The organism is Micromonospora sp. WMMD712 (assembly GCF_029581295.1).
GTDB lineage: Bacteria > Actinomycetota > Actinomycetes > Mycobacteriales > Micromonosporaceae > Micromonospora > Micromonospora carbonacea.
Map to the genome: position 1 here is coordinate 2,614,406 of NZ_CP120743.1, position 26,964 is coordinate 2,641,369.

Here is a 26,964-nt window from a genome sequence, read left to right on the forward strand (position 1 = left end):
GCGACGACGGTCGTCACGACCCGGCCCGCTCCGAGGCGACCGGGGCGGTGAAGAACTCGGCGAGCGCGTCGACCAGGTGGCGCGGGGCGCGGTTGAGCGCGTCGTGACCCGCGCGCGGCACCACCAGGGTGCGGGCGTGCGGCAGGGCCCCCGCCAGGGCCTCGTTGGTCGGCCGGTAGTAGGGCGGCCCGGCCCCGCCGCAGGCCAGCAGCACCTCGGCGTCGACGCCGGCCCACTGCTCCGGCGGGCCGTCGTGGCGGAAGATCAGCGTGGTCTCGTCGAGGGTGGTGGGCAGCAGCTCGGCCATGGTGCGCCCGATGGGCGTGCGGACGAACAGCCGGCACATGGTGACCTGGAGGCCCAGCGGCAGGCGCGACGTGGCCGACTGGGTGTTGAGGCCGGCGCCGGTGAGGGCCATCGCGCGGGCGAGGTCGCCGGCCCGCGCGGCGTCCCGCGCGGCCGGCAGCCACGCGGCCGGGAAGAGGCCGTCGACCTGCACCGCCGCGTCGTAGAGGGCGAGCCGGGCGATCGGCAGCCGCCGCGCGGCGGCGCGCAGGGCGATGAAGCCGCCGCCGCTGTGGCCGATGACGTTGCGGGCCCCGGTGTGGGTCAGCAGCGCCGCGAGGTCGTCGATGTCCTGCTCGCCGTCGTAGGGCTCGGCGCGGGCGGCCGCGTCGGCCCGGCCCCGGCGGTTGTAGAGGTGCACGGTGAAGCGGTCGGCCAGCCGGTCGGCCAGCCGTCGGTAGATCTCGATGGTGACACCGCCGCCGTGCACGACGACGATGCCCGGCCCGACGCCGGTGGAGTGGAGCACGATCTCGGCCCCGTCGGCCGCGGGCACCCGTTGCACGGTCCAACTCTGTTCCACGTCACCCTCCCCTAAACCGCGAACGTCGTTCGCAGTTTAGAGTGTACCGGTGACCTCATCCGCCGAACCAGTGCGGCCGTCGATCTGGTCCCGCCCGACCCGGGGCGCCCGGGGCCCGGCGCCGACGCACACCCGGGACGAGATCGTGGCCGCGGCGATCGCGGTGGCGGACGCCGACGGCCTCGGCGCGGTCTCGATGCGGGCCGTCGCCACCGCGCTCGACACCGGCGCGGGATCGCTCTACCGCTACCTGACCTCCCGCGACGACCTGCTCGACCTGATGGCCGACCGGGCGGCGGGCGAGCTGCGCCCCTACCCGGAGGCCACCGGCGACTGGCTGGACGCGATGCTGCGCATCGCCCGCCGGCAACTGGAGCTGTACCGCAGGCACCGGTGGCTGGTGGAGATCCTGCCCCGGCCGACCGCCCTCGGCCCGGAGAGCCTGGCCTTCTTCGATCACTGCCTGGCCGTCCTGCGGCCGGTGCCGGCCGCGACCACCACCAAGTTCGAGGCGATCGCCATGACGACCGGCGTGGTGTCGCTGTTCGCCCGCAGCGAAGCCGCCGGCCCGCCGGCCCGCCTCGACGGGATCGACCCGGCGGCGTTCCCCCACCTGGCCGCCGCCCTCGCCGCGCCGCAGGCGCCGCCGGCACAGCGCGACCTGTTCGAGGCGACCGTGCGCGGCGTCCTGCGCGGACTGCTCGGCGACGCCGGGGAGGCTGAGGGGCGGCCCGGCAGCTGAGCCGAGGCGCGGCGGGCCGGCCGGCGGCCCGCCGCCGGCCGGCCTCGGCTCGCGCCGTTCAGCCCTGCTGCCGCCATCTTGCCGCACCATCGATAAGGCCCTATGGTTACCGGAAAGCGCTTTCCGTAACAGAGTGTTCATGATTGAAGGGCGGATCAGATGAGACGCAAAGTCGCTACCCGATGGCTGGCCGGCGGTGCCACTGCGGTCGCAGGTGCCGTCGCCGCGCTGGCGCTGCAGATCCCGCACGCCTCGGCCGCCACGAACCTGAGCATCGGCGCCGGCGCCGACGGCTCCAGCAAGGCCAGCGGCACCAGCTACGGCAACGTCATCGACGGCAACACCAGCACATTCTGGTCGCCGAGCGGCTCGACCGGCACGATCTCGGTCAAGTGGGGCGGCGCCACCACGGTGTCCTCGGCCGTCATCGTGCAGGCCTCGGGCGGCGGCGCGATCAGCGGCTGGCAGCTCACGAACCACGACACGGGCGCCGTCCTGGCCAGCGGCAGCAGCGCCCCGGGCACCGTCAACTTCTCCGCGACGTCGCTGAAGAAGATCTCCTTCGTCATCACCAGCGCGTCCGGCGCCCCGCGGATCGCCGAGTTCGAGACGTACGCCAGCGGCGGGTCGACCCCGACCACCAGCCCCACCACCAGCCCCACCAGCGGTCCGACGTCCGGCCCGACCAGCAACCCCGGCACGCCGACCGGCGCGTGGCCGTCGTCGGCCGGCTCGGTGAGCATCTCGGGCACGGTCAACGTCTCCGGCACCTTCGACGGCGGGATGAAGACCTACTGCTGCATCGGTGACGGTGGGCAGGGCGAGTCGCAGGACCCGATGTTCAAGATCGCCAACGGCGGCACGTTGCAGAACGTCATCCTCGGTTCGCCCGCCGGCGACGGCGTGCACTGCGAGGGCACCTGCACGCTGCGCAACGTGTGGTGGAACGACATCGGCGAGGACGCCGCCACCTTCAAGCAGACCAACGGCGGCACCTCCTACGTCATCGGCGGCGGCGCGCGCAGCGGCAGCGACAAGACCTTCCAGCACAACGGCAACGGCACGGTCAACATCTCCGGCTTCTACCTCAAGGGGTCCGGCAAGCTGTACCGCGGCTGCGGCAACTGCACCACCTCGTACACCCGCCACGTGCGCATCGACAACGTCCTCGTCGACGACATCGACATGCTCGCCGGCATCAACAGCAACTGGAACGACACCGCGACGATCACCCGCGTGGTCGTCATCGGCTCGGCCACCATCTGCGGCAAGTACAAGGGCGTGCCCAAGGGCAGCGAACCCAGCTACCTCGGTGAGGGCTGGAACGACGCCAACTGCAAGGTCAACAGGAGTGACGTCACCTTCCGGTAGTCACTGCCGGCGGCCGGGTTCTCGATCTTCGGAAGCGTTCCCGCGCCGGTGGTGATGGGTGGGCGCGGCAGGTTTCGAACCTGCGACCCCTCGCTTGTAAGGCGAGTGCTCTCCCACTGAGCTACGCGCCCCGAACGCCCGCGCGGCGGGCCGGAGTCCGGCAAGCTTACCCTGCCGGTTCCGGCCCGCCGCGTCGGTGTGCCCGTGGTGGGATCAGGCGGCGACGGCGTCCGCCAGCGCCTTGCGCCAGCCCTGCTGGTCGCGCGCCTCGCCCGGCATGTTCATCTCGGCGAACCGGACGACGCCGGCCTTGTCGATCACGAACGTGCCGCGGTTGGCGATGCCGGCGACGTCGTTGAAGACGCCGTACGCCTGGGCGACCGCGCCGTGCGGCCAGAAGTCGGCCAGCAGCGGGAACTGGTAGCCCTCCTTCTCGGCCCAGATCTTGTGGGCGTAGACCGAGTCCACGCTCACGGTGAGCACCTGGACGTCGTCGTTGACGTACTCGTTGAGGTTGTCCCGCACCTCGCACAGCTCGCCCTGGCAGATGCCGGTGAAGGCGAGCGGGTAGAAGACCAGCAGCACGGTGCGCTTGCCGCGGAAGTCCGACAGCCGGACCTCCTGGTTGTTCTGGTCCTTGAGCACGAAGTCCGGCGCCTCGGCGCCAACCTCGATCGGCATGCGAGCTCCTTGGGTCGATTCTGGAGGTGGCATCAGCCTGCCACACCCGAGGGCCGGGGCCACGGAGTGTGGCCGGCCCCACGGCCGGGGCAGGTTCGGCTACTTCTTGCCCTTGACCCCCCGGCGCAGCACGAGGCGGGCGCCGCTCCAGTCCCGGCCGGCGTTGACCGTGGACGTCTGTTGCAGGCCGGCGGTGGGCGCGGACTCCGCGATCTCGCTCGGCTCGACGTGGCCCTCCCGCCCGGCCTTGGGGGTCAGCAGCCACACGACGCCGTTGTCGGCCAGCGGGCCGAGGGCGTCGACGAGCAGCTCGAAGAGGTCACCGTCGCCGTCTCGGTACCAGACCAGCACCGCGTCGACCACCTCGTCGGTGTCCTCGTCGACCAGCTCTCCACAGCGGTCGGTCAGGGCGTCCCGGAGATCCTGGTCGACGTCCTCGTCGTACCCCATCTCCATGACGACCATCCCCGGCTCGATACCGAACCGGTCCGCCAGGCTGCGTACCCCGTCGGCGGCCTGACCAGCGGTCGCGCTCACTGTCGCGTGCCTCCTCATCTCGTCCCTGCTCGCGGCGTCGCGGCGACGCCGTCAGGCAAAGTCCACACACTTGCAGCCCCCCGCGCAAGTGGCGCACCGGGTGGAACGGAATTTACCGTGCCAGCAGCGTACGGGCACCCTGGGTGATGGCATCCTCGGTGACCAGCACGGCACGCATTGCCGGACCTAATGGTACAAACGAGTCGATTGCGGCCACCCGGCGCGCCGCACCGACATATCCGCCGTCGACCAGCGCCGCGAGCACCCCCTCGCCGACCCCGCCGGAGCGGCGCGTCTCGTCCACGACCAGCACCCGGCCGGTCACCGACGCCTCCCGGACGAGGTCGGCGACCGGCAGCGGGGCGAGCCAGCGCAGGTCGACGACGCGGCTGCCGACCCCCTCGTCGGCGAGGGTGGCGGCGGCGCGCAGCGACATCGGCACCCCGTTACCGAAAGTGACGATCGTGACGTCCTCGGCGGAGCCGACGCCGTACACCCGGGCCCGGCCGACCGGCGCGTGGCCGGCGGCCCACCCACCCGGCCCGGCGTAGTCGGCCAACCACTCGCCGTCACCTTCGGCGTAGAGGTCGCGGGTGTGGTAGAGCGCGATCGGCTCCACCAGCACGCAGACGCTGCCGTCGACCGCCGCGCTCGCCAGGCAGGTACGCACCATCGCGGCGGCGTCGTCCGGCCGCGCCGGCACCGCGACCACCAGCCCCGGCACGTCCCGCAGCACGGCCAGGGAGTTGTCGTTGTGGAAGTGCCCGCCGAAGCCCTCCTGGTACGCCAGCCCCGGCACCCGCACCACCATCGGGTTGCGGAACGCCCCCGAGGAGAAGAACCGCATGGTCGCCGCCTCGCCGCGCAACTGGTCCTCGGCGTTGTGCAGGTACGCCAGGTACTGGATCTCCGGGACCGGCAGCAGCCCGGCCAGCCCCGCGCCCAGCCCGAGCCCGAGGATCGACGTCTCGTCGAGCAGCGTGTCGAAGACCCGGGCCGCGCCGTAGCGGTCCCGCAGCCCCTTCGTCACCCCGTACACCCCGCCCCTGGCTGCGACGTCCTCGCCGAAGACGACCATGCCGGGGTGGTCGAGCATGCCGTCGGCGAGGGCGGCGTTGATGCTCTGCGCCAGGGTGAGCGGGCCGGCCGCCTCAGGCAGCCGGCCGCCGAACGTGTCCGCGCGGACCGCCGCGCCGGGTCCGCCGGCCCGGACCGCCGCGTCGGCGACCGCGCGGGCCACCCGGGCCGGACGGCGGGGCGCGAGCTCCGCGACCACCTCGGCCGCGGAGGCGAGCTTCGGTTCGCCGAGCACCTCCTCCGCGATCCGGCGCACCTGCCAGCCGCGCTCGTCGTAGCGGGCCAGCAGCTCGTCGGTCGTGGCGACGCCCGCCGCCACCAGCAGCCGGGCGGTGGCCAGCACCGGGTCCCGGTCCAGGTCCGCGGCGATCTCGCCGGCGCTGCGGTACGCCGTCTCGGCGTCCGCGCCGGCGTGCCCCATCAGCCGTACGGTGCTCAGGTGCAGCACCGCCGGCCGCCGGTGCCGGCGCACCCAGCCGGCCGCCTCCACCGCCGCCGCGTACGTCTGCACCGGATCGGTGCCGTCGGCGGAGAAGTAGCGGATGCCCGGCTTGGACCGCAGGGTCGCCTCCACCCAGCCCTTCGGGGACCGGACGCTGATGCCGAGGCCGTTGTCCTCGCACACGAACAGCACCGGGATGCGCAGGCCGGTGTGGTCGTACCAGCCGGCGGTGTTGAACGCGGCGGTGGCGCTGGCGTGGTTGACCGAGGCGTCGCCGAACGAGCAGACCACGATGGCGTCCGGCGGCCACGGCGAGCGGGGCGGCTGCCCGACGTCGCCGAGCGGGTCGGCCCCGGCCCGCCGCCCGGCCGGGTCGCGGCGGCGCAGCCGTTCCAGGGCCAGCCCCGCGCCGACCGCCCGGGGCAGGTGCGAGGCGATGGTGGAGGTGGTCGGGACGATCGCGAGGTCGGCCCGGCCGAAGACCTTGTGCCGGCCCCCGGCGATCGGCTCCCGCGCCGAGGCGACCATCCCGCGCAGCACGTCCCGGGCCGCCCCGGCGTACGCGTCCTCCCGGACGGTCGCGTCGTCGCCGGCGGACGCGTCGTCGCCGGCGGACGCGTCCTGCCCGACGGCCGCGTCGTCCCCGTCGGCCGGGTGGTCGCGGCCCGGTGCCGGGCCGCCGGCCGCACCGGCCCCGGCCTCCGCCACCGCCCCGGCCTCCGCCACCGCCCCGGCCTCCGCCACCGCCTCGGGCTCGGCCCCGGGCGACGTGGTCCCGGTGCCGGACGGCGCTCCCTGCGCCCCGGGCGGCGGGGCCCCGAGCTCGGGCGTCCCGACCACGGGCCCCATGGCCCCGGGCATCCCGGCCCCGGGCTCCGACGGCGTGGGCTCCGCCCCGGACGCCGGTGCGGCGGCCTCCTCCTCCGGCACCGGGAAGGCGACCTCCCCGGCGGCCTGGGCGGCGCGCAGGCAGTAGAACGCGCCCGAACGGTAGTGCAGCAGGGCCGGATCGCCGGGACGCAGCGCGGCGGCCACCGCGGCGTTGCCCTCGTGGCCGGCGGAGCCGATCGTGTAGAAGCCCTCGCCGAAGCTGCGCAGCCACCGCCCGGCGAGGTCCAACTGCCGGCTGGTGACCTGGGCGTCGAAGAGGTCCAGCAACTGCGCCCCGGTCAGCGGCGCGTCGTCGTGGACCGGCTCGGCCGGATCACGTCGCCGGGGCGCGGCGGCGAGCCCGGCGAGGGCCTCCCGGAACCGGTCATCGAGATCTTGCGGGGTGGTCACGTCCGACAGCATTACCGACGCGGCGGCCGGTCGCCCACTCAGACACGGTCCGCCCGGGACCGGTCACCGCCGCCACCGGCCCCGGCGGCGCGTCAGCGCACGGCATGCTCCTCGGGGCAGCCGCCGTCGGCGACCTTCCACACCAGCTCGCGCAGGGTGGCCAGCTCGGCGTCGGTGAGCCCGTCGAGCAGTCGGGAGTCCGACATCACCCGCTGGACGCGGTCGCGCACCCGCCGGCCGTCCCCGGTGACCACGAGGGTCTTCTGCCGCCGGTCGGTCGGGTCGGCCCGGCGCTCCACGAGGCCCGCCTGCTCCAGCTTGTCGACCAGGGCGGTGACGTTGGAGCGGTCGCAGCGCAGCCGCTCGGCCAGGTCGCGGGCCGGCAGCGGGCGGTCCGGGTCCAGCACGTGCAGCGCCCGGGCGACGGCCGGCGTGAGGCCCAGCCCGGCCACCCCGGCGTCCTGCCGGTGCCGGAGGGCCGAGGCGACGTGCAGGATCCGGCGCACGGCGTCCCCGGCCAGGTCGGCGCGGGCATCCGCGTGCGGCGTCGCCTCGGTGGGGATGCGCTGCGCCATGGCGCAATCGTACGCCGCCCCAACTGTTGACCACCTCCACCACTTTGGGGGAAGGAAGGGCCCCTTGTTAACGCCTACGGTAGAGAAGGGTTCCCTTCTCACCCCCGCTTTCGCGGCAGCCGCCGCGCCCGCCCGGCCCGCGCCCGCCCGGCCCGCGCCCGCCCGGCCCGCGCCCGCCCGGCCCGCGCGGGCATGCCCGCCCGGCGGGTGTTAACAGGGGTCCCTTGTTCGACAAAAGGCGATAACAAGGGGCCCTTCCTTTCACCTGGCGGCCATCGGCGGACGCGACGCTCCCCGGAGTCGAACAACACGGACTCTGGGGAGGAAACCGTGACACTGTCCCGACGTACGATCCTGCTCTCCGGCGCGGCGGTCGGCGCGGCCGGCGCGCTGGCCGGGCTGCCCGTGGCGGCCGGCGCGGCGGCCGCCCGCCCGCTGCGGCAGGACCCGTTCACCCTCGGGGTGGCCTCGGGCGACCCCGACCACGAGGGTTTCGTGCTGTGGACGCGGCTGGCCCCGCAGCCCCTCACGGAGGACGGCCTCGGCGGCATGCCGTCGCGGCCGGTGGCGGTGACCTGGGAGGTCGCCGCCGACGAGGGGATGCGGCACGTGGTACGCCGGGGCGTGGCGCAGGCCCGCCCTGAGGCGGCGCACAGCGTGCACGTGGAGCTGGGCGGGCTGCTGCCGGGCCGGGAGTACTTCTACCGGTTCCGGGCCGAGGGGTACGCGTCCGCGGTGGGGCGCACCCGCACCGCCCCGGCCCCGGAGAGCCTGCCCTCGGCCCTGGCGATGGGCTTCGTCTCCTGCTCGCAGTACGAGCACGGCTACTTCACCGCGTACCGGCGGCTGGCCGAGACCGAGCCGGAGCTGATCCTGCACCTGGGCGACTACCAGTACGAGTACGAGAAGGGCACCTACACGGTGCCGGGCGGGAACCCGCGCGACCACGAGGGTCCGGAGACCCGGACGCTGGCGAACTACCGGCAGCGGCACGCCCAGTACAAGACCGACGCGGACCTCCAGGCGGCGCACGCGGTGGCCCCCTGGGTGGTGGTCTTCGACGACCACGAGGTGGAGAACAACTGGGCCGACGAGGTGCCGGAGGCGCCCGACCCGGACTTCCTCGCCCGGCGGGCGGCGGCGTTCCAGGCGTACTACGAGAACATGCCGCTGCGGCGGACCTCCCTGCCGCGCGGCATCGACATGCAGCTGTACCGGCGGGTGCGCTGGGGCCGGCTGGCCACGTTCCACATGCTCGACACCCGGCAGTACCGCGACGACCAGGCGTGCGGCGACGGATACAGGGAGTGCGCCGCGGCGGCCGAGGAGGCCCGGTCGATCACGGGCGCGGAGCAGGAGGCGTGGCTGCTCGACGGGTTCCGCCGCTCCGACGCGCGCTGGGACATCCTCGGCCAGCAGGTCTTCTTCGCGCAGCGGGACAACAACTCGGGGCCGCTCACGGTCACCAGCATGGACGCCTGGGACGGGTACGTGGCCTCCCGGGACCGGATCACCCGGGGCTGGCTGGCCGCCGGGGTGCGCAATCCGGTGGTGCTCACCGGCGACGTGCACGCCCACTGGGCCAGCGACCTGAAGCTGGACTACGCCGACCCCACGTCGCGCACCGTCGGCAGCGAGCTGGTCTGTTCCTCGGTCACGTCGACCGGCGACGGCGCGGACTCGGCGACGGGCTCCCACCCGTGGTTCGCGTTCAACCCGCACCTGCGCTTCCAGAACAACCTCCGGGGGTACGTCCGCACGACGATCACCCCGGCGCAGCTGGCGGCCGACTTCGACGTGGTGCCGTACGTGAGCCGGCCGGACGCGCCGGCCTACACCCGGGCGACGTTCGTGATCGAGGACCGGGTGCCGGGCCTGCACCAGACGTACGACCGGCCGCCGGCGCCGGGCGCGCGCACCGTACCGGGGGCCGGGGTGGACCTGGGCCGGCAGACGGTGGAGGCGGAGACCCTGCGGCCCTGAGCGGGCCCCGGGCGGCGGTGGGGACCTCGCGCGGGCCGGAGGCGGTCAGCCCGGGAGGAACGAGAAGCGGACCTTGCGGGTGGGGTTGTCGCCGTTGGTGTCGACCAGGCAGATGGACTGCCAGGTGCCGAGCGCGAGCCGCCCGTCGATCACCGGCAGGGTCGCGTACGGGGCGACGAGGCCGGGCAGCACGTGGTCGCGCCCGTGGCCGCGCGAGCCGTGCCGGTGCCGCCAGCGGTCGTCGGTGGGCAGCAGGTCGTCCAGCGCCCGGAGCAGGTCGTCGTCGGAGCCGGCCCCGGTCTCGATGACGGCGAGGCCGGCGGTGGCGTGCGGCACGAAGACGTGCAGCAGGCCGTCGCCGGCGCCGGAGACGAACCGTTCCGCCTCGGCGGTGATGTCCCGGACGGTCGGTCGGGAGCCGGTCTGGACGGTGATCACCTCGGTGCGCATACGCCGCATTCTGCCGCCGGGACCCGGGTCTGTCAGCCGGGGCCGGTCGTGTCGGCGGGCCCGCGCCAGCCGGGCCCTCGTCAGCCGGGGAGCCGGCAGCGCCCGCGTCAGCCGGGCCCCGGGTCGCCGGACCAGCCGGCGCCGGCGTCGCCGGTGTGGAAGTCGGCGCCGGGCTGGCCGGCGCCCGCGCCGTACGCGCCGGAGCCGTACGAGGCGGCGGGGTCGCCGGTGGTGGTGGCGTAGCCGTAGCGGGCGCCCCGGCCGCCGGCGCGGTTGAGCAGCACCAGGCCCACGGCGAGCAGGGCCAGGCCGAACAGGCCCACGGGGGCGGCGTCCAGTCGGCCGCCGGCGAGGCCGAGCACCGACAGCAGGAGGGTGAGCGCTCCGGCCAGCACGAGTGCGCTCGCCACGGCTCGCAGCATCGTCATGGGTCGACGGTAGGGGGCGAGCGCAAACCACCAGAAGTTACCGGCCGGTACCTGTGTTGAGCGTCGCGTCTGGGGGAGCCAGACGTGACGAAAACCGTCGGTAGAAGGCAGGATGAACATCTAGAGACCTATCCCACACACAACCGAGGGAACGCCTGTGGCCACGGAACGCAAGCGCCCGGTGATCACCGCCGGTCTGCCGAGCCAGCTTCCGGACATCGACCCCGAAGAGACCGGCGAATGGGTCGAGTCGCTGGACGGTGTCATCGACGAGCGTGGAACCAAACGCGCCCGGTACGTGATGCTGCGCCTGCTGGAGCGCGCGCGGGAGCGCCAGGTCGGGGTGCCGTCGCTGACGACCACCGACTACATCAACACCATCCCGCCGGAGCGCGAGCCGTGGTTCCCGGGCGACGAGCACATCGAGCGGCGGATCCGGGCGTACATCCGGTGGAACGCGGCGATGCTGGTGCACCGCGCGCAGCGCCCCGAGATCGGCGTCGGCGGGCACATCTCGACGTTCGCCAGCTCCGCGTCGCTCTACGAGGTGGGCTTCAACCACTTCTTCCGGGGCAAGGAGCACCCGGGCGGCGGCGACCACATCTTCTACCAGGGCCACGCCTCGCCGGGCATGTACGCGCGGGCGTTCCTGGAGGGGCGGCTGAGCGAGAACCAGCTCGACGGGTTCCGCCAGGAGCTGTCCCACCCGGGCGGCGGGCTGCCGTCGTACCCGCACCCGCGGCTGATGCCGGACTTCTGGGAGTTCCCGACCGTCTCGATGGGCCTCGGCCCGCTGAACGCGATCTACCAGGCCCGGTTCAACCGCTACCTGCACCACCGGGGCATCAAGGACACCTCGCAGCAGCACGTGTGGGCGTTCCTCGGCGACGGCGAGATGGACGAGGTCGAGTCGCTCGGCGCGATCGGCGTGGCCGCCCGCGAGGAGCTGGACAACCTCACCTTCGTGATCAACTGCAACCTCCAGCGGCTCGACGGGCCGGTCCGGGGCAACGGCAAGATCATGCAGGAGCTGGAGGCGTTCTTCCGGGGCGCCGGCTGGAACGTCATCAAGGTGGTCTGGGGCCGGGAGTGGGACCCGCTGCTCGCCGCCGACACCGACGGCGCGCTGGTCAACCTGATGAACAGCACGCCCGACGGTGACTACCAGACCTACAAGGCGGAGTCCGGGGCGTACGTGCGGGAGCACTTCTTCGGCCGCGACGCGCGCACCCGCAAGATGGTCGAGGGGCTCACCGACGACGAGATCTGGAACCTCAAGCGGGGCGGGCACGACTACCGCAAGCTCTACGCGGCCTACAAGGCGGCGATGGAGCACACCGGCCAGCCGACGGTGATCCTGGCCAAGACGATCAAGGGCTGGACGCTCGGCTCGCACTTCGAGGGCCGCAACGCCACGCACCAGATGAAGAAGCTGACGCTGGACGACCTGAAGCTGTTCCGCGACCGGCTCTACCTGGACATCTCGGACAAGACGCTGGAGGAGAACCCCTACCTCCCGCCGTACTTCACGCCGGGCGAGAAGTCCGAGGAGATCGCCTACCTGCGGGAGCGGCGGGAGCAGCTCGGCGGCTACCTGCCGTCGCGGCGGAGGGCCGGCAGGGCGCTGGCGATCCCGGGCACCGAGCGGTTCTCCGACGTCAAGCGCGGTTCGGGCAAGCAGAAGGTGGCCACCACGATGGCCTTCGTCCGCCTGCTCAAGGACATCATGAAGGACAAGGAGTTCGGCAAGCGCTGGGTGCCGATCATCCCGGACGAGGCCCGCACGTTCGGCATGGACTCGCTGTTCCCGACGCAGAAGATCTACTCGCCGCACGGCCAGCGCTACACCTCGGTCGACCGGGAGCTGTTCCTGTCGTACAAGGAGGCGACGACCGGGCAGATCCTGCACGAGGGGATCAACGAGGCGGGCTCGGTGGCCTCGTTCACCGCCGCCGGCACCGCGTACGCCACCCACGGCGAGCCGATGATCCCGCTCTACATCTTCTACTCGATGTTCGGCTTCCAGCGCACCGGCGACGGGTTCTGGGCGGCGGCCGACCAGATGGCGCGGGGCTTCGTGCTCGGCGCGACCGCCGGGCGGACCACGCTCAACGGCGAGGGCCTCCAGCACGAGGACGGCCACTCGCTGCTGCTCGCCGCCACCAACCCGGCGGTGGTGGCCTACGACGCGGCGTTCGCGTTCGAGCTGGCGCACATCATGGAGAACGGCCTGCACCGGATGTACGGCGAGCAGCCGGAGAACGTCTTCTACTACCTGACCATCTACAACGAGCCGATCCACCAGCCGGCCGAGCCGGCCGACGTGGACGTCGAGGGGCTGCTCAAGGGCATCTACCGCTACTCCCCCGCCCCGAAGGTCGACGGCGACGGGCCGCGGGCCAACATCCTGGCCTCCGGCACGGGCATGCAGTGGGCGCTCAAGGCGCAGCAGCTCCTCGCCCAGGACTGGGGGGTGGCCGCCGACGTGTGGTCGGTGACCTCCTGGACGGAGCTGCGCCGGGACGCGGTGGAGTGCGAGGAGCACAACCTGCTCAACCCGGGCGCGGAGCAGCGGGTGCCGTACATCCAGCGGAAACTGGCCGACGCCGACGGGCCGAAGGTCGCGGTCAGCGACTGGATGCGTGCCGTACCGGACCTGATCGCCCGCTGGGTACCGGGCGACTACACCTCGCTCGGCACCGACGGGTTCGGCATGTCCGACACCCGGCACGCGCTGCGCCGGCACTTCCACGTCGACGCCGAGTCGGTGACGGTCGCGACGCTGCGGCAGCTCGCCCTGCGCGGCACGGTGCCGGCGTCGACCCCGGCCGAGGCGGCGAAGAAGTACGCCATCGACGACGTGAACGCGGCGCCGGTCGGCGAGACCGGCGGCGACAGCTAGCCACAGGCACGATGGAGGGGCCCGGCGCGCGTCGCGCGCCGGGCCCCTCGGCGTACCGGCTACGGCTTCCCACGCCGGGCAGTGTGACGGCGGTGGTCCGGGCGTTCCTGGTGGGGACGCGCCGGGCCACCGCCGTCGCGGATGGCGCCGTGAGACGGGCCCCGCTCAGCCGACGGCGGCCAGGTCGGTCAGCCGGGCCAGCGAGTCCTCCAGGTCGGCGCCGACCCGCCGCAGACCGAGCCGGAGGAGGGCGGCCTTGACCGGGCCGGCGGGCCAGCGTACGACGATGAGCCGCACGATGGTCCCGCCCTCCTCCTCGTCCGCGGTGAGCTGGACGTAGATCTCGGTGCGGGCCTCGGCCCGGGCACCGGCGCCCTTGGCGCGTTCCCGCCAGCCGATCAGGGTCGGCTCCTGGTAGGCGATCACCTCGGCCTCGTGCGCCGACCCGCGCCCGGCCTGGACCAGTTGCCGCCGGCCGAAGCCCTCCCCCGAGAGGACCTCCGCCGCGCGAACTCCCGCCAGCCAGGCCGGCAACTGCTCGGCCCGCTGCACGACTTCCCAGACCGCTTCCACCGGCGCCATCACGTGCGCACTGCGTTCGACGAGGATCATTTCGTTCTTTCCCCCACTGAGGACATCCGCGATATTCGGCACTCTATGCGCTAAATCGGACGCAACCGGACAACTTTGGAAAAGACACGCCGAAAACCCTTGCGCCCCGATCGCAATCGACCTATGGCGCAAACTCCCGCCGCGGCCTAGAGTCCGAACACGTTTCACGTTCGTCCGGCCGGACGGCCGCACGAACGTCGGACGTCGCGCGTCCCGCGCCCGCGGACGCCGCCGGCCCCCTGCCGCCTGGAGAGCGCATGACCACCGAGCCGCTGCCCGAGTTCCCGGCCGGATTCCGCTGGGGAGTCTCCACCTCCGCCTACCAGATCGAGGGCGGGGCGACCGCCGCCGGCCGGGGGCCCTCCATCTGGGACACCTTCGCGCACACCCCCGGGCTGATCGCCGACGGCAGCACCGGCGACGTCGCCTGCGACCACTGGCACCGGCACGCCGAGGACGTCGCGCTGATGGCCGGGCTCGGGGTGTCGGCGTACCGCTTCTCGGTGGCCTGGCCCCGGGTCCAGCCCGGCGGGTCCGGGCCCGCCAACGCCGCCGGCCTCGACTTCTACGACCGGCTCGTGGACGACCTGGCCGCCGCCGGGATCGACCCGGTCGCCACCCTCTACCACTGGGACCTGCCGCAGCCCCTCCAGGACGCCGGGGGCTGGCTGCACCGGGACACCGCCACCCGGTTCGCCGAGTACGCCGACCTGGTCGCCGCCCGCCTCGGCGACCGGGTGAAGCTGTGGATCACCCTCAACGAGCCGTTCATCCACATGAGCCTCGGCTACGGCACCGGCGAGCACGCCCCCGGCCAGACGCTGCTGTTCGACGCGTTCCCGGCGGCCCACCACCAGCTCCTCGGGCACGGGCTGGCCGTCGCCGCGCTGCGCGCCCGCACGGCCGGCCCGGTCGCCATCGCCAACAACTACTCGCCGGTGCGCCCGGCCGGCGACACCGACGCCGACCTGGCCGCCGCCGCCGCGTACGACGCGCTGCACAACCGGCTGTTCACCGACCCGCTGCTCGGCCTCGGCTACCCCGACCTGCTCGACCTCGACCCGGGGCTCGTGCGCGGCGACGACCTGGCCGTCATCGCCGCGCCGCTCGACGTGCTCGGCGTCAACTACTACAACCCCTCGGGGGTACGCGCGCCCGAGGCCGGCTCGCCGCTGCCGTTCGAGCTGGTGGAACTCGCCGGGTACCCGCGCACGGCGTTCGGCTGGCCGGTCGCCCCCGACGGGCTGCGCGAGCTGCTCACCGGCCTGCGCGACCGGTACGGCGACCGGCTGCCCCCGATCCAGGTCACCGAGAACGGCTGCGCCTACGACGACGTACCCGACGCCGAGGGCCGGGTCCACGACCCGGACCGGATCGCCTACCTCGACGCCCACCTGCGCGCCCTGCGGGCCGCGATCGACGACGGCGTGGACGTCACGGGCTACTTCGTCTGGTCGCTGCTGGACAACTGGGAGTGGGCGGAGGGCTTCACCAAGCGGTTCGGCCTCGTGCACGTCGACTTCGGCACGGGGGCGCGCACGCCGAAGTCGTCGTACGCCTGGCTGCGCGACACCGCGATCCGGCCCGGCGCGGCCCCCACGCCCCCCGGCGTCGCCGCGCCCGCCGCCCGCCGCGCCACAGCCGACGCGGAGTAGCGCCGTGACCACCGTCGACCCGACGCCGGCGGCGCTGCCCGCCGCGCTCGCCGAGCCGACCGTCCCGGTCCGGCGGAGCTGGATCGCGCTGATCTTCGCGGCGAACCTCGGCGTCTGGATGGCCTTCTTCACCCCGATCCAGGTGCTGCTGCCCCAGCAGATCGAGCGGATCGCCCCGGGCGACAAGGAGGCCATGTTCGCCGTGGTCACCGGCCTCGGCGCGCTCGCCGCGGTGCTGGCCAACCCGCTCGCCGGGGCGCTGTCGGACCGCACCTGCCTGCGGCTGGGCGGCCGGGAGCTGGGCCGCCGGCACGTCTGGACGGCCGGCGGGGCGGTGCTCGGCGCGCTCGCCCTGGTGCTGCTGGCCCGGCAGGACACCATCGCCGGGGTGGCGGTCGGCTGGGTCGCCGCCCAGGTCTGCTTCAACGCGATGCTGGCCAGCCTCACCGCCGGCATCCCCGACCGGGTGCCGGTGCTCCAGCGCGGCGGCGTCTCCGGCTGGGTGGGCATCCCGCAGTCGCTCGGCCTGGTGCTGGGCGCGGTGCTGGTGACGGCCGTGGTCACCGGCAACGCCGCCGGCTACGCCGCCGTCGCGCTGGCCGTGCTGCTGCTGGCGCTGCCGTTCGCGCTGCTCACCGCCGACGACCCGCTGCCCCGGACGCACCGGCCGCCGCTGCGGGTGGGCGCGCTGCTCGCCTCGATGTGGATCAGCCCGCGCCGGCACCCGGACTTCGCCTGGGCCTGGCTCACCCGGTTCCTGGTGCAGCTCGGCAACGCGCTGGGCACCCTGTACCTGCTGTACTTCCTCGCCGACGGGGTGCGCTACCCCGACCCCGAGGGCGGGCTGCTGGTGCTGATCCTGCTCTACACGCTCGGGATGATCCTCACCGCCGTGGTCTCCGGCCGGCTCTCCGACCGCTCCGGCCGGCGCAAGATCTACGTGATCGTCTCCGGGCTGGTGATGGCCGTGGCCGCGCTGCTGCTGGCCGTCGCGCCGGTCTGGCCGATGGCGATGGTCGCGGCGGTGCTGCTCGGCGCGGGCTACGGCGTCTACCTGTCGGTGGACGCGGCGCTGATCACCGAGGTGCTGCCGGCGGCCACGAACCGGGCCAAGGACCTCGGGGTGATCAACATCGCGAACTCCGCGCCGCAGGTGCTCGGCCCGGCGCTGTCCGCCCCGATCGTGGTGCACCTGGGCGGCTACCCGACCCTGTACGCGGTCACCGCGGTGGTCACCGTCCTCGGCAGCGCCCTCGTCGTCAGGATCCGTGGCGTGGCGTGACGACGCTGGCGGGGTGCGGCGGGCGCGGGTCTGATTGCAGGGGGCCCTTCCCCTACAGAAAGCGTTAACAAGGGGCCCCTCCTTAAACCTCTTCCCGGCGGCCGTAGGCTGGGGACGTGACGGTACGTGTACGCTTCGCCCCCTCTCCGACCGGAATGTTCCACGTCGGCGGCGCCCGCTCGGCCCTACAGAACTGGATCTACGCCAGGCAGCAGGGCGGGGTGTTCGTGCTCCGCGTCGAGGACACCGACGCCGCGCGCAACAGGCCCGAGTGGACCGAGGGCATCCTGTCGGCGCTGGACTGGATCGGCATCGCCCGGGGCAGCTACGAGGGCCCGTACTTCCAGTCCTCGTACGCCGCCGAGCACCGGGCCGCCGCGCAGCGGCTGTACGAGGGCGGCCGGGCGTACTACTGCGACTGCACCCGCGAGGCCGTGCAGGCGCGCACCGGCTCGCAGTACACCGGCTACGACGGCTTCTGCCGCGACCGGGGCCTGGCGGCCGGCGAGGGGCGCGCGCTGCGCTTCCGCACCCCGGACACCGGCGAGACCGTGGTGGTCGACCTGATCCGGGGCGAGCCGACGTTCGAGAACAGGCTGATCGAGGACTTCGTCATCGCCCGGGGCGACGGGTCGCCGGTTTTCCTGCTGGCCAACGTGGTCGACGACATGACCATGGGGATCACCCACGTGATCCGCGCCGAGGAGCACCTGCCCAACACGCCCAAGCAGCAGCTCCTGTGGGACGCGCTGGGCGTCAAGCCGCCGGTCTGGGCGCACGTGCCCGTGGTGGTCAACGAGAAGCGGCAGAAGCTGTCCAAGCGGCGGGACAAGGTCGCCCTGGAGGCGTACCGGGACGAGGGCTACCTCGCCGCCGCGATGCGCAACTACCTGATGCTGCTGGGCTGGGCGCCGTCGGGCGACCGGGAGATCGTGCCCTGGTCGGTGATCGAGGAGGAGTTCCGGCTGGAGGAGGTCAACCCCTCCCCCGCGTTCTTCGACGAGAAGAAGCTGCGCGCGTTCAACGGCGACTACATCCGGGCGCTGCCGGTCGACGAGTTCGTGGCCGCGTGCCGGCCGTGGCTGACCGGCACCGACACCGTCGCGCCGCCGCCGTGGCAGCCGGCGGAGTTCGACGAGGCCGCGTTCGCCGCCGTGGCCCCGCTGGCGCAGACCCGCATCGCGGTGCTCAGCGAGATCGTGCCGAACGTCGACTTCCTCTTCCTCGCCTCGCCGGTCGTCGACGAGGCGGCGTGGGCGAAGGCCATGAAGGAGGGCGCGGCCGAGCTGCTCGACGCGGCGATCGCCGCGTACGACGGGCTCACGTCGTGGGACGCCGAGTCGCTGAAGGCGACGCTGGAGGCGGTCGGCGCGGAGCGCGGCCTCAAGCTCGGCAAGGCCCAGGCGCCCGTCCGGGTGGCGGTCACCGGCCGCACCGTCGGGCTGCCGCTGTTCGAGTCGCTGGAGGTCCTGGGCCGCGAGCGCACCCTCGCCCGGTTGCGCGCCGCCCGCCTGCGCCTGCCCTGACCGGGGCACGCGACGCCTGACTGATCGGGTACGCGACCGTAGGGGCCCGCCGGTTCGCCGGCGGGCCCCTACGCGTCGTGCGCGCCGGCGCTCAGGTGCCGGCGCGGCGGCGGCGCACGGTGAACCCGACGGCGGCGGCGACGAGCAGCAGCACGCCGCCGCCCAGCGCCCAGAGCCAGCCGGGCGGGCCCCCGTCGGTCGACTCGCTGGCGGCCGGCACGGCGCTGCCGCCGCCGTCCGTGGCCGGGGCGGCCGACGACGGCGCGGCGGCCGACGGCGCGTCCGACGGCGGCACGGGCTCGGGCGCGGCGGCCGACGGCGACGAGGGCTCGGCCGGGGTGCCGGTGGTGAGGGTGAACCGCACCTCGCCCTTGATCGGGTGGCCGTCGGCGGAGCCGAGCTGGTAGCCGACGATGTAGAGGCCGGCCTTGCCGGGCGCGAACGGGATGCGCACCCGCGTCCCGGAGAAGGTCGGCTCACCGTCGAGGGCGTCCACGTTGTCCGGCCCGGTGATTGTGATCTTCGTCGTACCCGGGGCGGGTTTCGCCAGGAAACGGAGCTCGACCCGCTCCGGCGCGGTGGCGATCCGCGCGCCGTTGGCCGGGTTGCTGCCGGTCAGCGAGTTGTGCGCGGCGGCCGGCGCGGCCGGGAGCACGAACGACACACCGAGCGCCACGCCGAGCACGACCCACCAGGTACGCGCCACGCGTGGGAACCTGCCCCCCATGTACACCTCCGTAAAGGTACTATCCGCCCGCTGATCTACGGCTGCCTGATTAGTCGAGCCGAGATCGCAGATAGTTCCAATTCCCGATCCAACAGCTGCAACCGATCGACGTTCTGCGCAGTCTTTCAGGTGGGCGCCCCGCCCTGTGGGCATGGTCACCGCCATCGACCGACCAACGCGTGACCTGCAGCGAAGCCATCCAAATCGAACGGGGCGAGGAGGCGGCGATGGTCCGACAGGTACGGCGGTCGTGCCGGGCGGCGGCGGGAGCGCTGCTGGTGACGGCACTGGTCACGACGCTGGCGGGGCCGGCCCGGGCGGCCGGCACGGCCACGGGTCCGGCGGCGACCGGCCAGGCGACGACGGGCGCGGCGCTGGCCGACGCCGCCGCCGCCGCCAGCACGGCGCTGGCCCGCAAGGTGCCCAGGAAGACCCTGCCGGCCGGGGTGGACATCACCGGCGTGGGCCTGGCCGAGCCGCTGCGGCTGCGGGCCACCACCCACCCCGTCGAGGTGGTCGCGGTCGTCGACCAGGTGAGCTGGCTCGGCCGCACCGGGGCCGACAAGGGGCCGAAGGCCGCCGACCTCGGGCCGAAGTTCACGGTGGTGGTGCTGGTCGGGGAGATCGCCACCCAGACCTACGACCTCTATCCGCTGGCCAAGGGCGGCCCCCGGGTCTACCGGCCGGCGAAGCAGCCGGACCCGGCCCGCAAGGACAAGGCCGGCTGGTTCCTCGGCCGGCTCAGCATGTCCGAGACGCTGCGCACGGTCGGGGTGCCGCTGGAGCGGCAGCTCGACACGGTCAGCGGCGGCGTCGGGGGCGGCGAGCGGGTGCTGCCCGACGACTCGATCAACCCGGCCGGCGACATCGACGAGGCGCTCGCCGAGTTGCAGCGGCTGCTGCTGCTCAACGTCGGCGTGATGCTGGTGATCACCCTCGGGCTGGCCGGGATCGCGCTGCTGATCCGCCGCCGCACCCGCTGACGGGCCCGGCCCCGTGCCACTCGGCGCGGGGCCGGCGTGCCCTCGGCACCAGCGGCGAGGTCCTCAGCAGCGGCGGCGTGCCGTCAGCACCAGCGGCGCGGCGGGCGTTCCCGGCGCAGGGCCCGGTGCCGGGGGCGGACCGGGCCGTGCCGGTGCGCGCCGGCCCAGCCCGGCAGGTCGCTGCGGCAGGCCCCGGCGCGGTCCGACTCATCGTCGGCGGGCGGCTCGGCGGCACGCTGGCGCGGCACCGGGGCGTCCTCGTCGGCCGGCGCGGCGCCCCGGCCGCAGGTCGGCTCCGCGGCCCGGCCGTAGGGTGCCTCCGCGGCCCGGCCGTAGGGTGCCTCCGCGGCCCGGCCGTAACTCGGCTCCGCGGCCCGGCCGCAGGCCGGCTCGGCAGGATGGGGCGTCCCGGTGAGCCGGCGGGGATGCTTCGCCGCCGGCTCGTGGTGGCCCGGCCTGCCGGACTCCCCCTGGGCGCAGCCCGGCTCGGCCTCCCCGTGCGCCATCGGCGGTCTCCTCACGCTCTTCCTCGCCCGCCGGCCGGTCCCTGGCCCGCGTGCCCTGTCACCGTACTGGGGCGGGCGGACGCGGCGTGCGGCGCGTACCCCACCTCAGCGGCGGGGGCGGCTCGGAAAGATCGTCTCCCAGACCGGGAACGCGACCAGCCAGATCAGCAGGGCGACGGTGAGCGTGCGGGCGAAGTCCCACAGGGCGCGGGTGCGTTCGGCGTCACCGACGAAGGCGATCCCCGCCACGAGCAACGCGCAGGCCACGGCCCAGCCGAGCAGGGCCTTGGCCCACTCCCGCCACTCGTGCCGGGCGCGGGCCCAGCCGTGGCGCGGCGGCCGGACCGGGGGCGGCCCGCCGGCGAACCGGTGGGCGAAGCGCTGGTCGGCCCAGCGGATCATCGAGTGGCCGAAGGCGACCGAGAACCCGAGGTAGGCGGCGGCCAGGCCGTGCGTGACGTCCGCGGTGGCCCCGCGCCGCAGGTCCAGCGCGGCCGCCGCGAGCAGCGCCAGGTCGACCAGGGGTACGCAGAGCAGCAGGGCCGCGCCGAGGCGGGGGCGGCGCAGCGGGTAGCGGGCCACGAGCCCCGCCACCAGCAGCACCCAGAACCCGATCTCGCACCCGACGATGACCGCGACCAGCACGACGACCTCCCCCTGTCCGTGGCCTCCAGCGTGCCGCCTGCCGCGCGCCCCGCCCTCGACCCGGGCGACGAGATCCGCGTACGCCGAACGATGGACCGCGTCGGGGCGTACCTCCTTCGGGGGACACGGCCTCGTGCCCTGGTCGGAGCCGGTGCGGCGGCGGGTGTGGTGGGATCGGGGCATGCGACTGCTGCCCTGGCTCCGGCCCGGCGCCCCGGGCCGGGACCTGGCGCTGGCCGGCGTGGCCCTCGCGGGCGGGCTGGCGCTGCTCGGCCTCGGCACGCACCTGGCGATCACCCCGCGGCCCGGCGTGCCCGCGGTGGCCTTCCTGCCGTCGCTGGTGGCCGTGTCGGCGGCGGTGGCCCTGCGGCGGGTGGCCACCCGCACGGGGCTGGCCCTCGGCACGGCGGCGCTCGGCGTCGACGTCGCCCTCGGCACCACCCTCGGCACCGCGCTGATCTACACGCAGGTGCTCTACGACTCCTGCGTGTACGGCCCGCCCCGGCTACGGCGCTGGCTCCTGCGGGTCACCGTGGCGCTGAGCCTGCTCGCCGCCGCCGGCGGGGTGCTGGTGTTCGGCCACTGGCGCGGGGTCGCGCTGGGCGTGCCGGTGGTGCTGGTCGGCGTCGTGCCGGTGCTGACCGGGATCAGCGTGCGGCAGTACCGGGACCAGGCGGCGGCGGAGCGGGCGCGGGCTGCGGAGGAACGGGCCCGGGCCGAGCAGACCGCCCGGCTCGCCGAGCTGGACCGGCGCGAGGCGGTCCACGCCGAGCGGTCCCGGATGGCCCGGGAACTGCACGACGTGGTCGCCAACCACCTCAGCGCGGTGGCCATCCACGCCACCGCCGCGCTCTCCGTCCCCGGGCTGGACCGGGAACAGGTGGCCTCGTCGCTGCGGGTCATCCGGGAGAACAGCGTGCGGGGCCTGGCGGAGATGCGGCAGCTCATCGGGCTGCTGCGGGAGCCCACGACGGGCGACGGGCCCGCACCGGGCGACGCCGGGGAGGCGGTCGAGGAGGCCACCCGGGTACGCCTCGCCGAGCTGGACCGGCTCGTGGGCCGGATGCGCTCCGCCGGGCTGGACGTGCGGACCGAGGTGACCGGCGGGGCGCGTCCGCTGCCGGTGGGGGTGGACCTGGCGGCGTACCGCATCGTGCAGGAGTCGCTGACCAACGCGCTCAAGCACGGCGCGGGCGAGGCGGAGCTGGTCGTGACGTACGGGCCGACGGAGGTGGTGGTGGCCGTGACGAATCCGCTGCGGGCGGGCGGCGCGGCGGCGCCCGGCGCGGGCGCCGGGCTGGTCGGGATGCGCGAGCGCGCGGTGCTGCTGGGCGGCGGCTTCACGGCGGGCCCGGCGGACGGGCGGTGGCGGGTCCGGGCGCGGCTGCCCACCGGGGAGCCGGCGTGACCGGCCGGACCAGCCCCGGGCGGGCGGCGGACGGGACGGACCCGGTGCGGGTGGTGCTCGCCGACGACCAGCCGGCGGTGCGGGCCGGGCTGGCGCTGATCCTGGCCGCCGCGCCCGGCGTCGAGGTGGCCGGCGAGGCCGCCGACGGCGAGGAGGCGGTGCGGCTCTGCGCCGACCTGCGCCCCGACGTCGCCGTGCTGGACGTCCGGATGCCGCGGCTCGACGGCATCTCCGCCACCCGGGAGATCGTCGCCGGCGGGCTCGCCGACGTGCTCGTGCTGACCACCTTCGACCTCGACGAGTACGTCTTCGGCGCGCTGCGCGCCGGCGCGGCCGGCTTCCTGCTGAAGGACACCGACGCCGACGCCCTGGTCGCCGCCGTGCGCACCGTGGCCCGGGGCGAGGGGATCATCGCCCCGACGGTGACCCGACGGCTGATCAGCGCGTTCGCCGCCACCGCGCCGGGGCCGCCGGCCGCCACCCGGGACGCGGTCGCCACGCTCACCGCGCGGGAACGCGACGTGCTGGCCTGCCTCGGGCTGGGCCTGTCCAACCAGCAGCTCGCCGACCGGCTGGCGATGGCGGAGAGCACCGCGAAGACCCACGTCAGCCGGGTCCTGGCGAAGCTCGACCTGCGCAGCCGCGTACAGGCGGCGATCCTGGCCCAGGAGCTCGCCCTGCCCCCGCCGCCCGTCCCGCCGCCGACCCCGCCGGTGGGGCCGCCCGCGCCGCCGCCGGGTGGGGCGGGGTGAGCGGGGCACCCCTCGCTACCGGGGGCGTTGACAGGGGGCCCCTCCTTCTCTGCAAGGCTGGTGGGGTGAGCGAGCCGGGCGGGATCGAGCTGTCGGCCACGCTGCGCCGCATCGAGCGGGCGGCGGGGGCGCTGGCCACCGCCAGCGTGGCCCGGATGGACGAGACGCTGCCCTGGTTCCGGGCGCTGCCGGCCGACCAGCGGTCCTGGGTGATGCTGGTGGCCCAGGCCGGCGCGCGGTCGCTGGTGCAGTGGCTGCGCGACGGCGGCGGCACGGCGGACAGCACCCAGGAGGTCTCCGACGAGGTCTTCGCGACCGCCCCGCTGGCCCTGGCCCGCTCGATCAGCCTCCAGCAGACCGTGGCGTTGATCAAGGTGACGATCGACGTGGTCGAGGAGCAGGTGGGCACCCTCGCCGCCGAGGGCGAGGAGCAGCAGTTGCGGGAGGCGGTGCTGCGCTTCTCCCGGGAGATCGCCTTCGCCGCCGCCCGGGTCTACGCGCGGGCCGCCGAGTCGCGCGGCTCCTGGGACGCCCGGTTGCAGGCCCTGCTGGTCGACGCGCTGCTGCGCGGGGACTCCCCGGACGTGCTGGCCAGCCGGGGCGCGGCGCTGGGCTGGTCGGACGCGCCGCCGGTGGCGGTGGCGGTGGGCCGGTCCCCGGGCGGCGAGGTGGCCGCGGTGCTGCACACGGTCCACCGGCTGGCCCGGCGCGTCGGCGTCGAGGTGATCGGCGGGGTGCACGGCGACCGGCTGGTGATCGTGCTCGGCGGCGCGGCCGACCCGATGGCGGCGACGGGGAAGCTGCTGCCCGCGTTCGGGGAGGGGCCGGTGGTGGTCGGGCCGGCGGTGCCGAGCCTCGACGAGGCGACGGACTCGGCCCGCGCCGCGCTCGCCGGCTACCGGGCGGCTCCCGCCTGGCCGACCGCGCCGCGCCCGGTGCCGGCCGGTGACCTGCTGCCCGAGCGGGCCCTCGCCGGCGACGCCGAGGCCCGCCGCCGGCTGCGCCACGACGTGTACGCGACGCTGGCCCGGGCGGGCGGCGAGCTGCTGGAGACCCTGGACGCCTTCTTCGCGGCCGGCGGCACGTTGGAGAGCGCGGCGCGGGCCCTGTTCGTGCACCCCAACACGGTGCGCTACCGGCTGCGGCGGATCGCCGACGTGACGGGGCTGTCGCCGCTGATCCCCCGGGACGCGTTCGCGTTGCAGGTGGCGCTGACCGTGGGGCGGCTCGACCCGGTGGTGCCCGTCGTGACACCTCCCCCCATAACACCACAAAACCGGCAAATCCCCGCAAAGAGATGATCACGGTCACCTATTTCTGTAGGGTTCCTCCAAAGGTTCTAGTGCGGTTTGGTTGCGGCCGGTAACACCGTGACTGGCGAGTATCCGGAAGAGTCATAGGCGTGCTCGCCGTACTCTCACCGGGGCAGGGTTCGCAGAAACCCGGCTTCCTGACACCGTGGCTCGACCTGACCGGCGCCGAGGCACGGCTGCGCTGGTGGTCGGCGCTGGCCGGCGTCGACCTGATCCACCTGGGCACCTCGGCCGGCGCGGAGGAGATCCAGGACACCGCCCGGACCCAGCCGCTGCTGGTCGCCGCGGCCCTGCTCGCCGCCGAGCACCTGCCGCTGCACGACGTCACCCTCACGGCCGGGCACAGCGTCGGCGAGCTGGGTGCGGCGGCGTTGGCCGGGGTCCTGCCGGCCGAGACCGCGATCACCCTCGCCGGGGTGCGTGGCCGCGAGATGGCCGCCGCCTGCGCGATCGAGCCGACCGGCATGGCCGCCGTGCTGGGCGGCGACACCGACGAGGTGCTCGCCACCCTCGACCGGCACGGGCTGCACGCGGCCAACCGCAACGGGGCCGGCCAGATCGTCGCCGCCGGGTCGACCGCCGGCATCGACGCGCTCGTCGCCGAGCCGCCCACGAAGGCCCGGGTCGTCCGGCTGAAGGTGGCCGGCGCGTTCCACACCCCCTACATGGCCCCCGCCGAGGTCGCCCTGGCCGGCGTGGCCGCCGGGATCACCCCGGCCCGCCCGGCCCGGATCCTGCTGTCCAACCTCGACGGCACGGTCGTCGACCACGGCCCGGAGCTGGTGCAGCGGCTGGTCCGCCAGGTCACCTCCCCGGTGCGGTGGGACCTGTGCATGCGCACCCTGGCCGACCTCGGCGTGACCGGGGTCGTCGAGCTGCCGCCGGCCGGCACCCTGGCCGGCCTGATCAAGCGGGAGCTCGCCGACTCGCTGCCCGAGATCGTCACCCTGAAGACGCCGGACGACCTGCCCGCCGCCCGCGACCTGATCGCCCGGCACGGCTCGGCCGCCCGCCCCGCGCCGACCGCCCGGTTCCGGGTCGTGACGGCCCCCGCGCCGGGTGTCTTCCAGCCCACGCAGGGGCTGACCGAGGGCCAGGCGCTCAAGGTCGGCCAGGTCATCGGCCACGTCGTCACCGGGCGGGGCCCGGTCGAGGTGACCGCGCACGACGGCGGCCCGCTCACCGAGTGGCTCGCCCACCACGACGCCCCGGTCGCCCCGGGTCAACCGCTCGCCCGGATCGGGGGTCACTCATGACAGGTAGCCGGATTCTCGCCCTGGGGCACTACCAGCCCTCCCGGATCGTCACCAACGACGACATCGCGCAGTTCGTCGAGACCAACGACGAGTGGATCAGGGACCGCGTCGGCATCGCCAGCCGCCGCATCGCCGGCGACGAGACGGTGTCCGACATGGCGGCGGCCGCCGCCGGCAAGGCGCTGGCCAACTCCGGCCTCACCGCCGCCGACATCGACCTCGTCGTCGTCGCCACCTGCACGTCCATCGACCGCAGCCCGAACGTCGCCTGCCGGGTCGCCGCCAAGCTCGGCATCACCGCGCCCGGCGCGTACGACATCAACACCGCATGCTCGGGCTTCGCGTACGCGCTGGGCACCGTCGACCACGCCATCCGGGCCGGGGCGTCGCGTAACGCGATCGTCATCGGCGCGGAGAAGCTCTCCGACTTCACCGACTGGACCGACCGCTCCACCTGCATCATCTTCGGCGACGGCGCCGGCGCCGCGGTGGTCACCGCCACCGCCGAGGGCGAGCCGGCCGGGGTCGGCCCGGTCGTCTGGGGCTCGGTGCCGGACAAGAGCGACGCCGTGCGCATCGAGGGCTGGCGGCCGTACGTGAAGCAGGAGGGCCAGACGGTCTTCCGCTGGGCCACCACCGCGCTGGCCCCGCTGGCCCTCCAGGCCTGCGAGCGGGCCGGGGTCGCCCCGTCCGAGCTGGCCGCTTTCGTGCCGCACCAGGCCAACTCCCGGATCATCGACGGCATCGCCAAGCGGCTCGGCATCCCCGACGCGATCATCGCGAAGGACATCGTCGAGTCCGGCAACACCTCGGCGGCGAGCGTGCCGCTGGCCCTGTCCAAGCTCATCGAGCGGCGGGAGGTGCCCTCGGGCGCCCCGGTGCTGCTCTTCGGCTTCGGCGGCGGCCTGACCTACGCCGGTCAGGTCGTCCGCTGCCCCTGAGACGTCCGGCCCCCAGCGGGG

The 26,964-nt window shown here is 74.5% G+C and carries 23 protein-coding genes, 1 tRNA gene and 2 pseudogenes; 13 read left to right on the top strand and 13 right to left on the bottom strand.

Annotated elements, in window-relative coordinates:
- Positions 1-13: 13 nt before the first annotated feature.
- Complete coding sequence (locus O7633_RS10945) at positions 14-868, bottom strand: alpha/beta hydrolase (protein WP_282327662.1); 855 nt, start codon at positions 866-868, stop codon at positions 14-16.
- 49 nt (positions 869-917) lie between these two features.
- On the opposite strand from O7633_RS10945, the gene O7633_RS10950 reads away from it, so the two are divergent.
- Entirely contained in the window at positions 918-1,610 is a 693-nt protein-coding gene (locus O7633_RS10950) for a TetR/AcrR family transcriptional regulator C-terminal domain-containing protein (RefSeq protein WP_282327664.1), read from the top strand.
- Positions 1,611-1,769: 159 nt separating this feature from the next.
- The gene (locus tag O7633_RS10955) at positions 1,770-2,981 is read left to right on the top strand and encodes a pectate lyase (protein ID WP_278128485.1); all 1,212 of its coding nucleotides are present in this window, start codon (positions 1,770-1,772) and stop codon (positions 2,979-2,981) included.
- Positions 2,982-3,040: 59 nt separating this feature from the next.
- Here O7633_RS10955 and O7633_RS10960 read toward each other — a convergent pair.
- From O7633_RS10960 to O7633_RS10980, 6 genes and pseudogenes are all read right to left on the bottom strand, one after another.
- Positions 3,041-3,112: transfer RNA gene (locus O7633_RS10960), tRNA-Val, on the bottom strand.
- 82 nt (positions 3,113-3,194) lie between these two features.
- Complete coding sequence (locus O7633_RS10965) at positions 3,195-3,662, bottom strand: peroxiredoxin (RefSeq protein ID WP_007072327.1); 468 nt, start codon at positions 3,660-3,662, stop codon at positions 3,195-3,197.
- Positions 3,663-3,761: 99 nt separating this feature from the next.
- The gene (locus O7633_RS10970) at positions 3,762-4,199 is read right to left on the bottom strand and encodes a DUF3052 domain-containing protein (RefSeq protein ID WP_282327666.1); all 438 of its coding nucleotides are present in this window, start codon (positions 4,197-4,199) and stop codon (positions 3,762-3,764) included.
- A gap of 112 nt (positions 4,200-4,311) precedes the next feature.
- Positions 4,312-6,279 (bottom strand): annotated as a pseudogene (locus tag O7633_RS10975) (thiamine pyrophosphate-dependent enzyme); the annotation flags it as partial.
- Positions 6,280-6,672: 393 nt separating this feature from the next.
- Positions 6,673-7,011, bottom strand: a pseudogene (locus O7633_RS33150) (transketolase); the annotation flags it as partial.
- A gap of 80 nt (positions 7,012-7,091) precedes the next feature.
- The gene (locus O7633_RS10980) at positions 7,092-7,574 is read right to left on the bottom strand and encodes a MarR family transcriptional regulator (RefSeq protein WP_278128490.1); all 483 of its coding nucleotides are present in this window, start codon (positions 7,572-7,574) and stop codon (positions 7,092-7,094) included.
- Positions 7,575-7,904: 330 nt separating this feature from the next.
- Here O7633_RS10980 and O7633_RS10985 point away from each other — a divergent pair, with 330 nt between their 5' ends.
- Positions 7,905-9,557: an alkaline phosphatase D family protein gene (locus tag O7633_RS10985; RefSeq protein WP_282327669.1), complete on the top strand. Its 1,653-nt coding sequence runs from the start codon at positions 7,905-7,907 to the stop codon at positions 9,555-9,557.
- 45 nt (positions 9,558-9,602) lie between these two features.
- On the opposite strand, the gene O7633_RS10990 is transcribed toward O7633_RS10985, so the two are convergent.
- Together O7633_RS10990 and O7633_RS10995 are read right to left on the bottom strand one after the other, a co-directional pair.
- Positions 9,603-10,007 carry a secondary thiamine-phosphate synthase enzyme YjbQ gene (locus tag O7633_RS10990; RefSeq protein WP_282327671.1) on the bottom strand — a complete coding sequence of 135 codons (405 nt, stop codon included), beginning with the start codon at positions 10,005-10,007 and terminating at the stop codon, positions 9,603-9,605.
- Positions 10,008-10,114: 107 nt separating this feature from the next.
- On the bottom strand, positions 10,115-10,435 hold the full coding sequence (locus O7633_RS10995) for a hypothetical protein (protein ID WP_074474701.1): 321 nt from the start codon (positions 10,433-10,435) through the stop codon (positions 10,115-10,117).
- A 157-nt stretch (positions 10,436-10,592) separates the two neighbouring features.
- Here O7633_RS10995 and aceE point away from each other — a divergent pair, with 157 nt between their 5' ends.
- Positions 10,593-13,337, top strand: coding sequence for a pyruvate dehydrogenase (acetyl-transferring), homodimeric type (aceE, locus tag O7633_RS11000; protein WP_348776328.1), 2,745 nt, complete (start codon positions 10,593-10,595; stop codon positions 13,335-13,337).
- 165 nt (positions 13,338-13,502) lie between these two features.
- Here the strand turns inward: aceE and O7633_RS11005 are convergent, their stop codons facing one another.
- Positions 13,503-13,949 (bottom strand): SRPBCC family protein, encoded by a 447-nt coding sequence (locus tag O7633_RS11005; protein WP_007072337.1) that lies wholly within the window; start codon positions 13,947-13,949, stop codon positions 13,503-13,505.
- A gap of 257 nt (positions 13,950-14,206) precedes the next feature.
- Between O7633_RS11005 and O7633_RS11010 the strand changes: the two genes are divergently transcribed.
- The 3 genes from O7633_RS11010 (at position 14,207) to gltX (ending at position 18,412) form a co-directional block, all read left to right on the top strand.
- On the top strand, positions 14,207-15,604 hold the full coding sequence (locus O7633_RS11010) for a GH1 family beta-glucosidase (RefSeq protein ID WP_282327676.1): 1,398 nt from the start codon (positions 14,207-14,209) through the stop codon (positions 15,602-15,604).
- 4 nt (positions 15,605-15,608) lie between these two features.
- Positions 15,609-16,886: an MFS transporter gene (locus O7633_RS11015; protein ID WP_074474699.1), complete on the top strand. Its 1,278-nt coding sequence runs from the start codon at positions 15,609-15,611 to the stop codon at positions 16,884-16,886.
- Between the two features lie 116 nt (positions 16,887-17,002).
- On the top strand, positions 17,003-18,412 hold the full coding sequence (gene gltX / locus O7633_RS11020; protein WP_282327678.1) for a glutamate--tRNA ligase: 1,410 nt from the start codon (positions 17,003-17,005) through the stop codon (positions 18,410-18,412).
- 91 nt (positions 18,413-18,503) lie between these two features.
- Here the strand turns inward: gltX and O7633_RS11025 are convergent, their stop codons facing one another.
- Positions 18,504-19,118, bottom strand: a complete 615-nt coding sequence (locus tag O7633_RS11025) for a copper resistance CopC family protein (RefSeq protein WP_282327680.1) — start codon at positions 19,116-19,118, stop codon at positions 18,504-18,506.
- 248 nt (positions 19,119-19,366) lie between these two features.
- On the opposite strand from O7633_RS11025, the gene O7633_RS11030 reads away from it, so the two are divergent.
- Positions 19,367-20,122, top strand: coding sequence for a hypothetical protein (locus O7633_RS11030; protein WP_282327682.1), 756 nt, complete (start codon positions 19,367-19,369; stop codon positions 20,120-20,122).
- An 83-nt stretch (positions 20,123-20,205) separates the two neighbouring features.
- Here the strand turns inward: O7633_RS11030 and O7633_RS11035 are convergent, their stop codons facing one another.
- The gene (locus O7633_RS11035; protein WP_282327684.1) at positions 20,206-20,628 is read right to left on the bottom strand and encodes a hypothetical protein; all 423 of its coding nucleotides are present in this window, start codon (positions 20,626-20,628) and stop codon (positions 20,206-20,208) included.
- Between the two features lie 105 nt (positions 20,629-20,733).
- Positions 20,734-21,273, bottom strand: coding sequence for a hypothetical protein (locus O7633_RS11040; protein ID WP_178065993.1), 540 nt, complete (start codon positions 21,271-21,273; stop codon positions 20,734-20,736).
- Positions 21,274-21,454: 181 nt separating this feature from the next.
- On the opposite strand from O7633_RS11040, the gene O7633_RS11045 reads away from it, so the two are divergent.
- The 5 genes from O7633_RS11045 (at position 21,455) to O7633_RS11065 (ending at position 26,943) form a co-directional block, all read left to right on the top strand.
- On the top strand, positions 21,455-22,681 hold the full coding sequence (locus tag O7633_RS11045) for a histidine kinase (RefSeq protein ID WP_282327686.1): 1,227 nt from the start codon (positions 21,455-21,457) through the stop codon (positions 22,679-22,681).
- Positions 22,678-23,433 carry a response regulator transcription factor gene (locus O7633_RS11050; RefSeq protein ID WP_282327687.1) on the top strand — a complete coding sequence of 252 codons (756 nt, stop codon included), beginning with the start codon at positions 22,678-22,680 and terminating at the stop codon, positions 23,431-23,433. The genes O7633_RS11045 and O7633_RS11050 overlap by 4 nt, the downstream gene beginning before the upstream one ends.
- 65 nt (positions 23,434-23,498) lie before the next feature.
- Complete coding sequence (locus tag O7633_RS11055; RefSeq protein WP_282327688.1) at positions 23,499-24,734, top strand: helix-turn-helix domain-containing protein; 1,236 nt, start codon at positions 23,499-23,501, stop codon at positions 24,732-24,734.
- Positions 24,735-24,835: 101 nt separating this feature from the next.
- The gene (locus O7633_RS11060) at positions 24,836-26,002 is read left to right on the top strand and encodes an acyltransferase domain-containing protein (RefSeq protein WP_282327689.1); all 1,167 of its coding nucleotides are present in this window, start codon (positions 24,836-24,838) and stop codon (positions 26,000-26,002) included.
- The gene (locus O7633_RS11065; protein ID WP_043966966.1) at positions 25,999-26,943 is read left to right on the top strand and encodes a beta-ketoacyl-ACP synthase III; all 945 of its coding nucleotides are present in this window, start codon (positions 25,999-26,001) and stop codon (positions 26,941-26,943) included. Before O7633_RS11060 ends, O7633_RS11065 begins: the two co-directional genes overlap by 4 nt.
- Positions 26,944-26,964 lie beyond the last annotated feature (21 nt).

Excerpts from the sequence above, each read along its gene's own strand:
- O7633_RS10995 (WP_074474701.1), bottom strand. The coding sequence starts at position 10,435 with ATGACGATGCTGCGAGCCGTGGCGAGCGCACTCGTGCTGGCCGGAGCG.
- O7633_RS11035 (WP_282327684.1), bottom strand. The coding sequence starts at position 20,628 with ATGGCGCACGGGGAGGCCGAGCCGGGCTGCGCCCAGGGGGAGTCCGGC.
- O7633_RS10990 (WP_282327671.1), bottom strand. The coding sequence starts at position 10,007 with ATGCGCACCGAGGTGATCACCGTCCAGACCGGCTCCCGACCGACCGTC.
- O7633_RS11045 (WP_282327686.1), top strand. The coding sequence starts at position 21,455 with ATGCGACTGCTGCCCTGGCTCCGGCCCGGCGCCCCGGGCCGGGACCTG.
- O7633_RS11065 (WP_043966966.1), top strand. The coding sequence starts at position 25,999 with ATGACAGGTAGCCGGATTCTCGCCCTGGGGCACTACCAGCCCTCCCGG.
- O7633_RS11030 (WP_282327682.1), top strand. The coding sequence starts at position 19,367 with ATGGTCCGACAGGTACGGCGGTCGTGCCGGGCGGCGGCGGGAGCGCTG.
- O7633_RS11005 (WP_007072337.1), bottom strand. The coding sequence starts at position 13,949 with ATGATCCTCGTCGAACGCAGTGCGCACGTGATGGCGCCGGTGGAAGCG.
- O7633_RS11010 (WP_282327676.1), top strand. The coding sequence starts at position 14,207 with ATGACCACCGAGCCGCTGCCCGAGTTCCCGGCCGGATTCCGCTGGGGA.
- O7633_RS10955 (WP_278128485.1), top strand. The coding sequence starts at position 1,770 with ATGAGACGCAAAGTCGCTACCCGATGGCTGGCCGGCGGTGCCACTGCG.
- O7633_RS10965 (WP_007072327.1), bottom strand. The coding sequence starts at position 3,662 with ATGCCGATCGAGGTTGGCGCCGAGGCGCCGGACTTCGTGCTCAAGGAC.
- O7633_RS10980 (WP_278128490.1), bottom strand. The coding sequence starts at position 7,574 with ATGGCGCAGCGCATCCCCACCGAGGCGACGCCGCACGCGGATGCCCGC.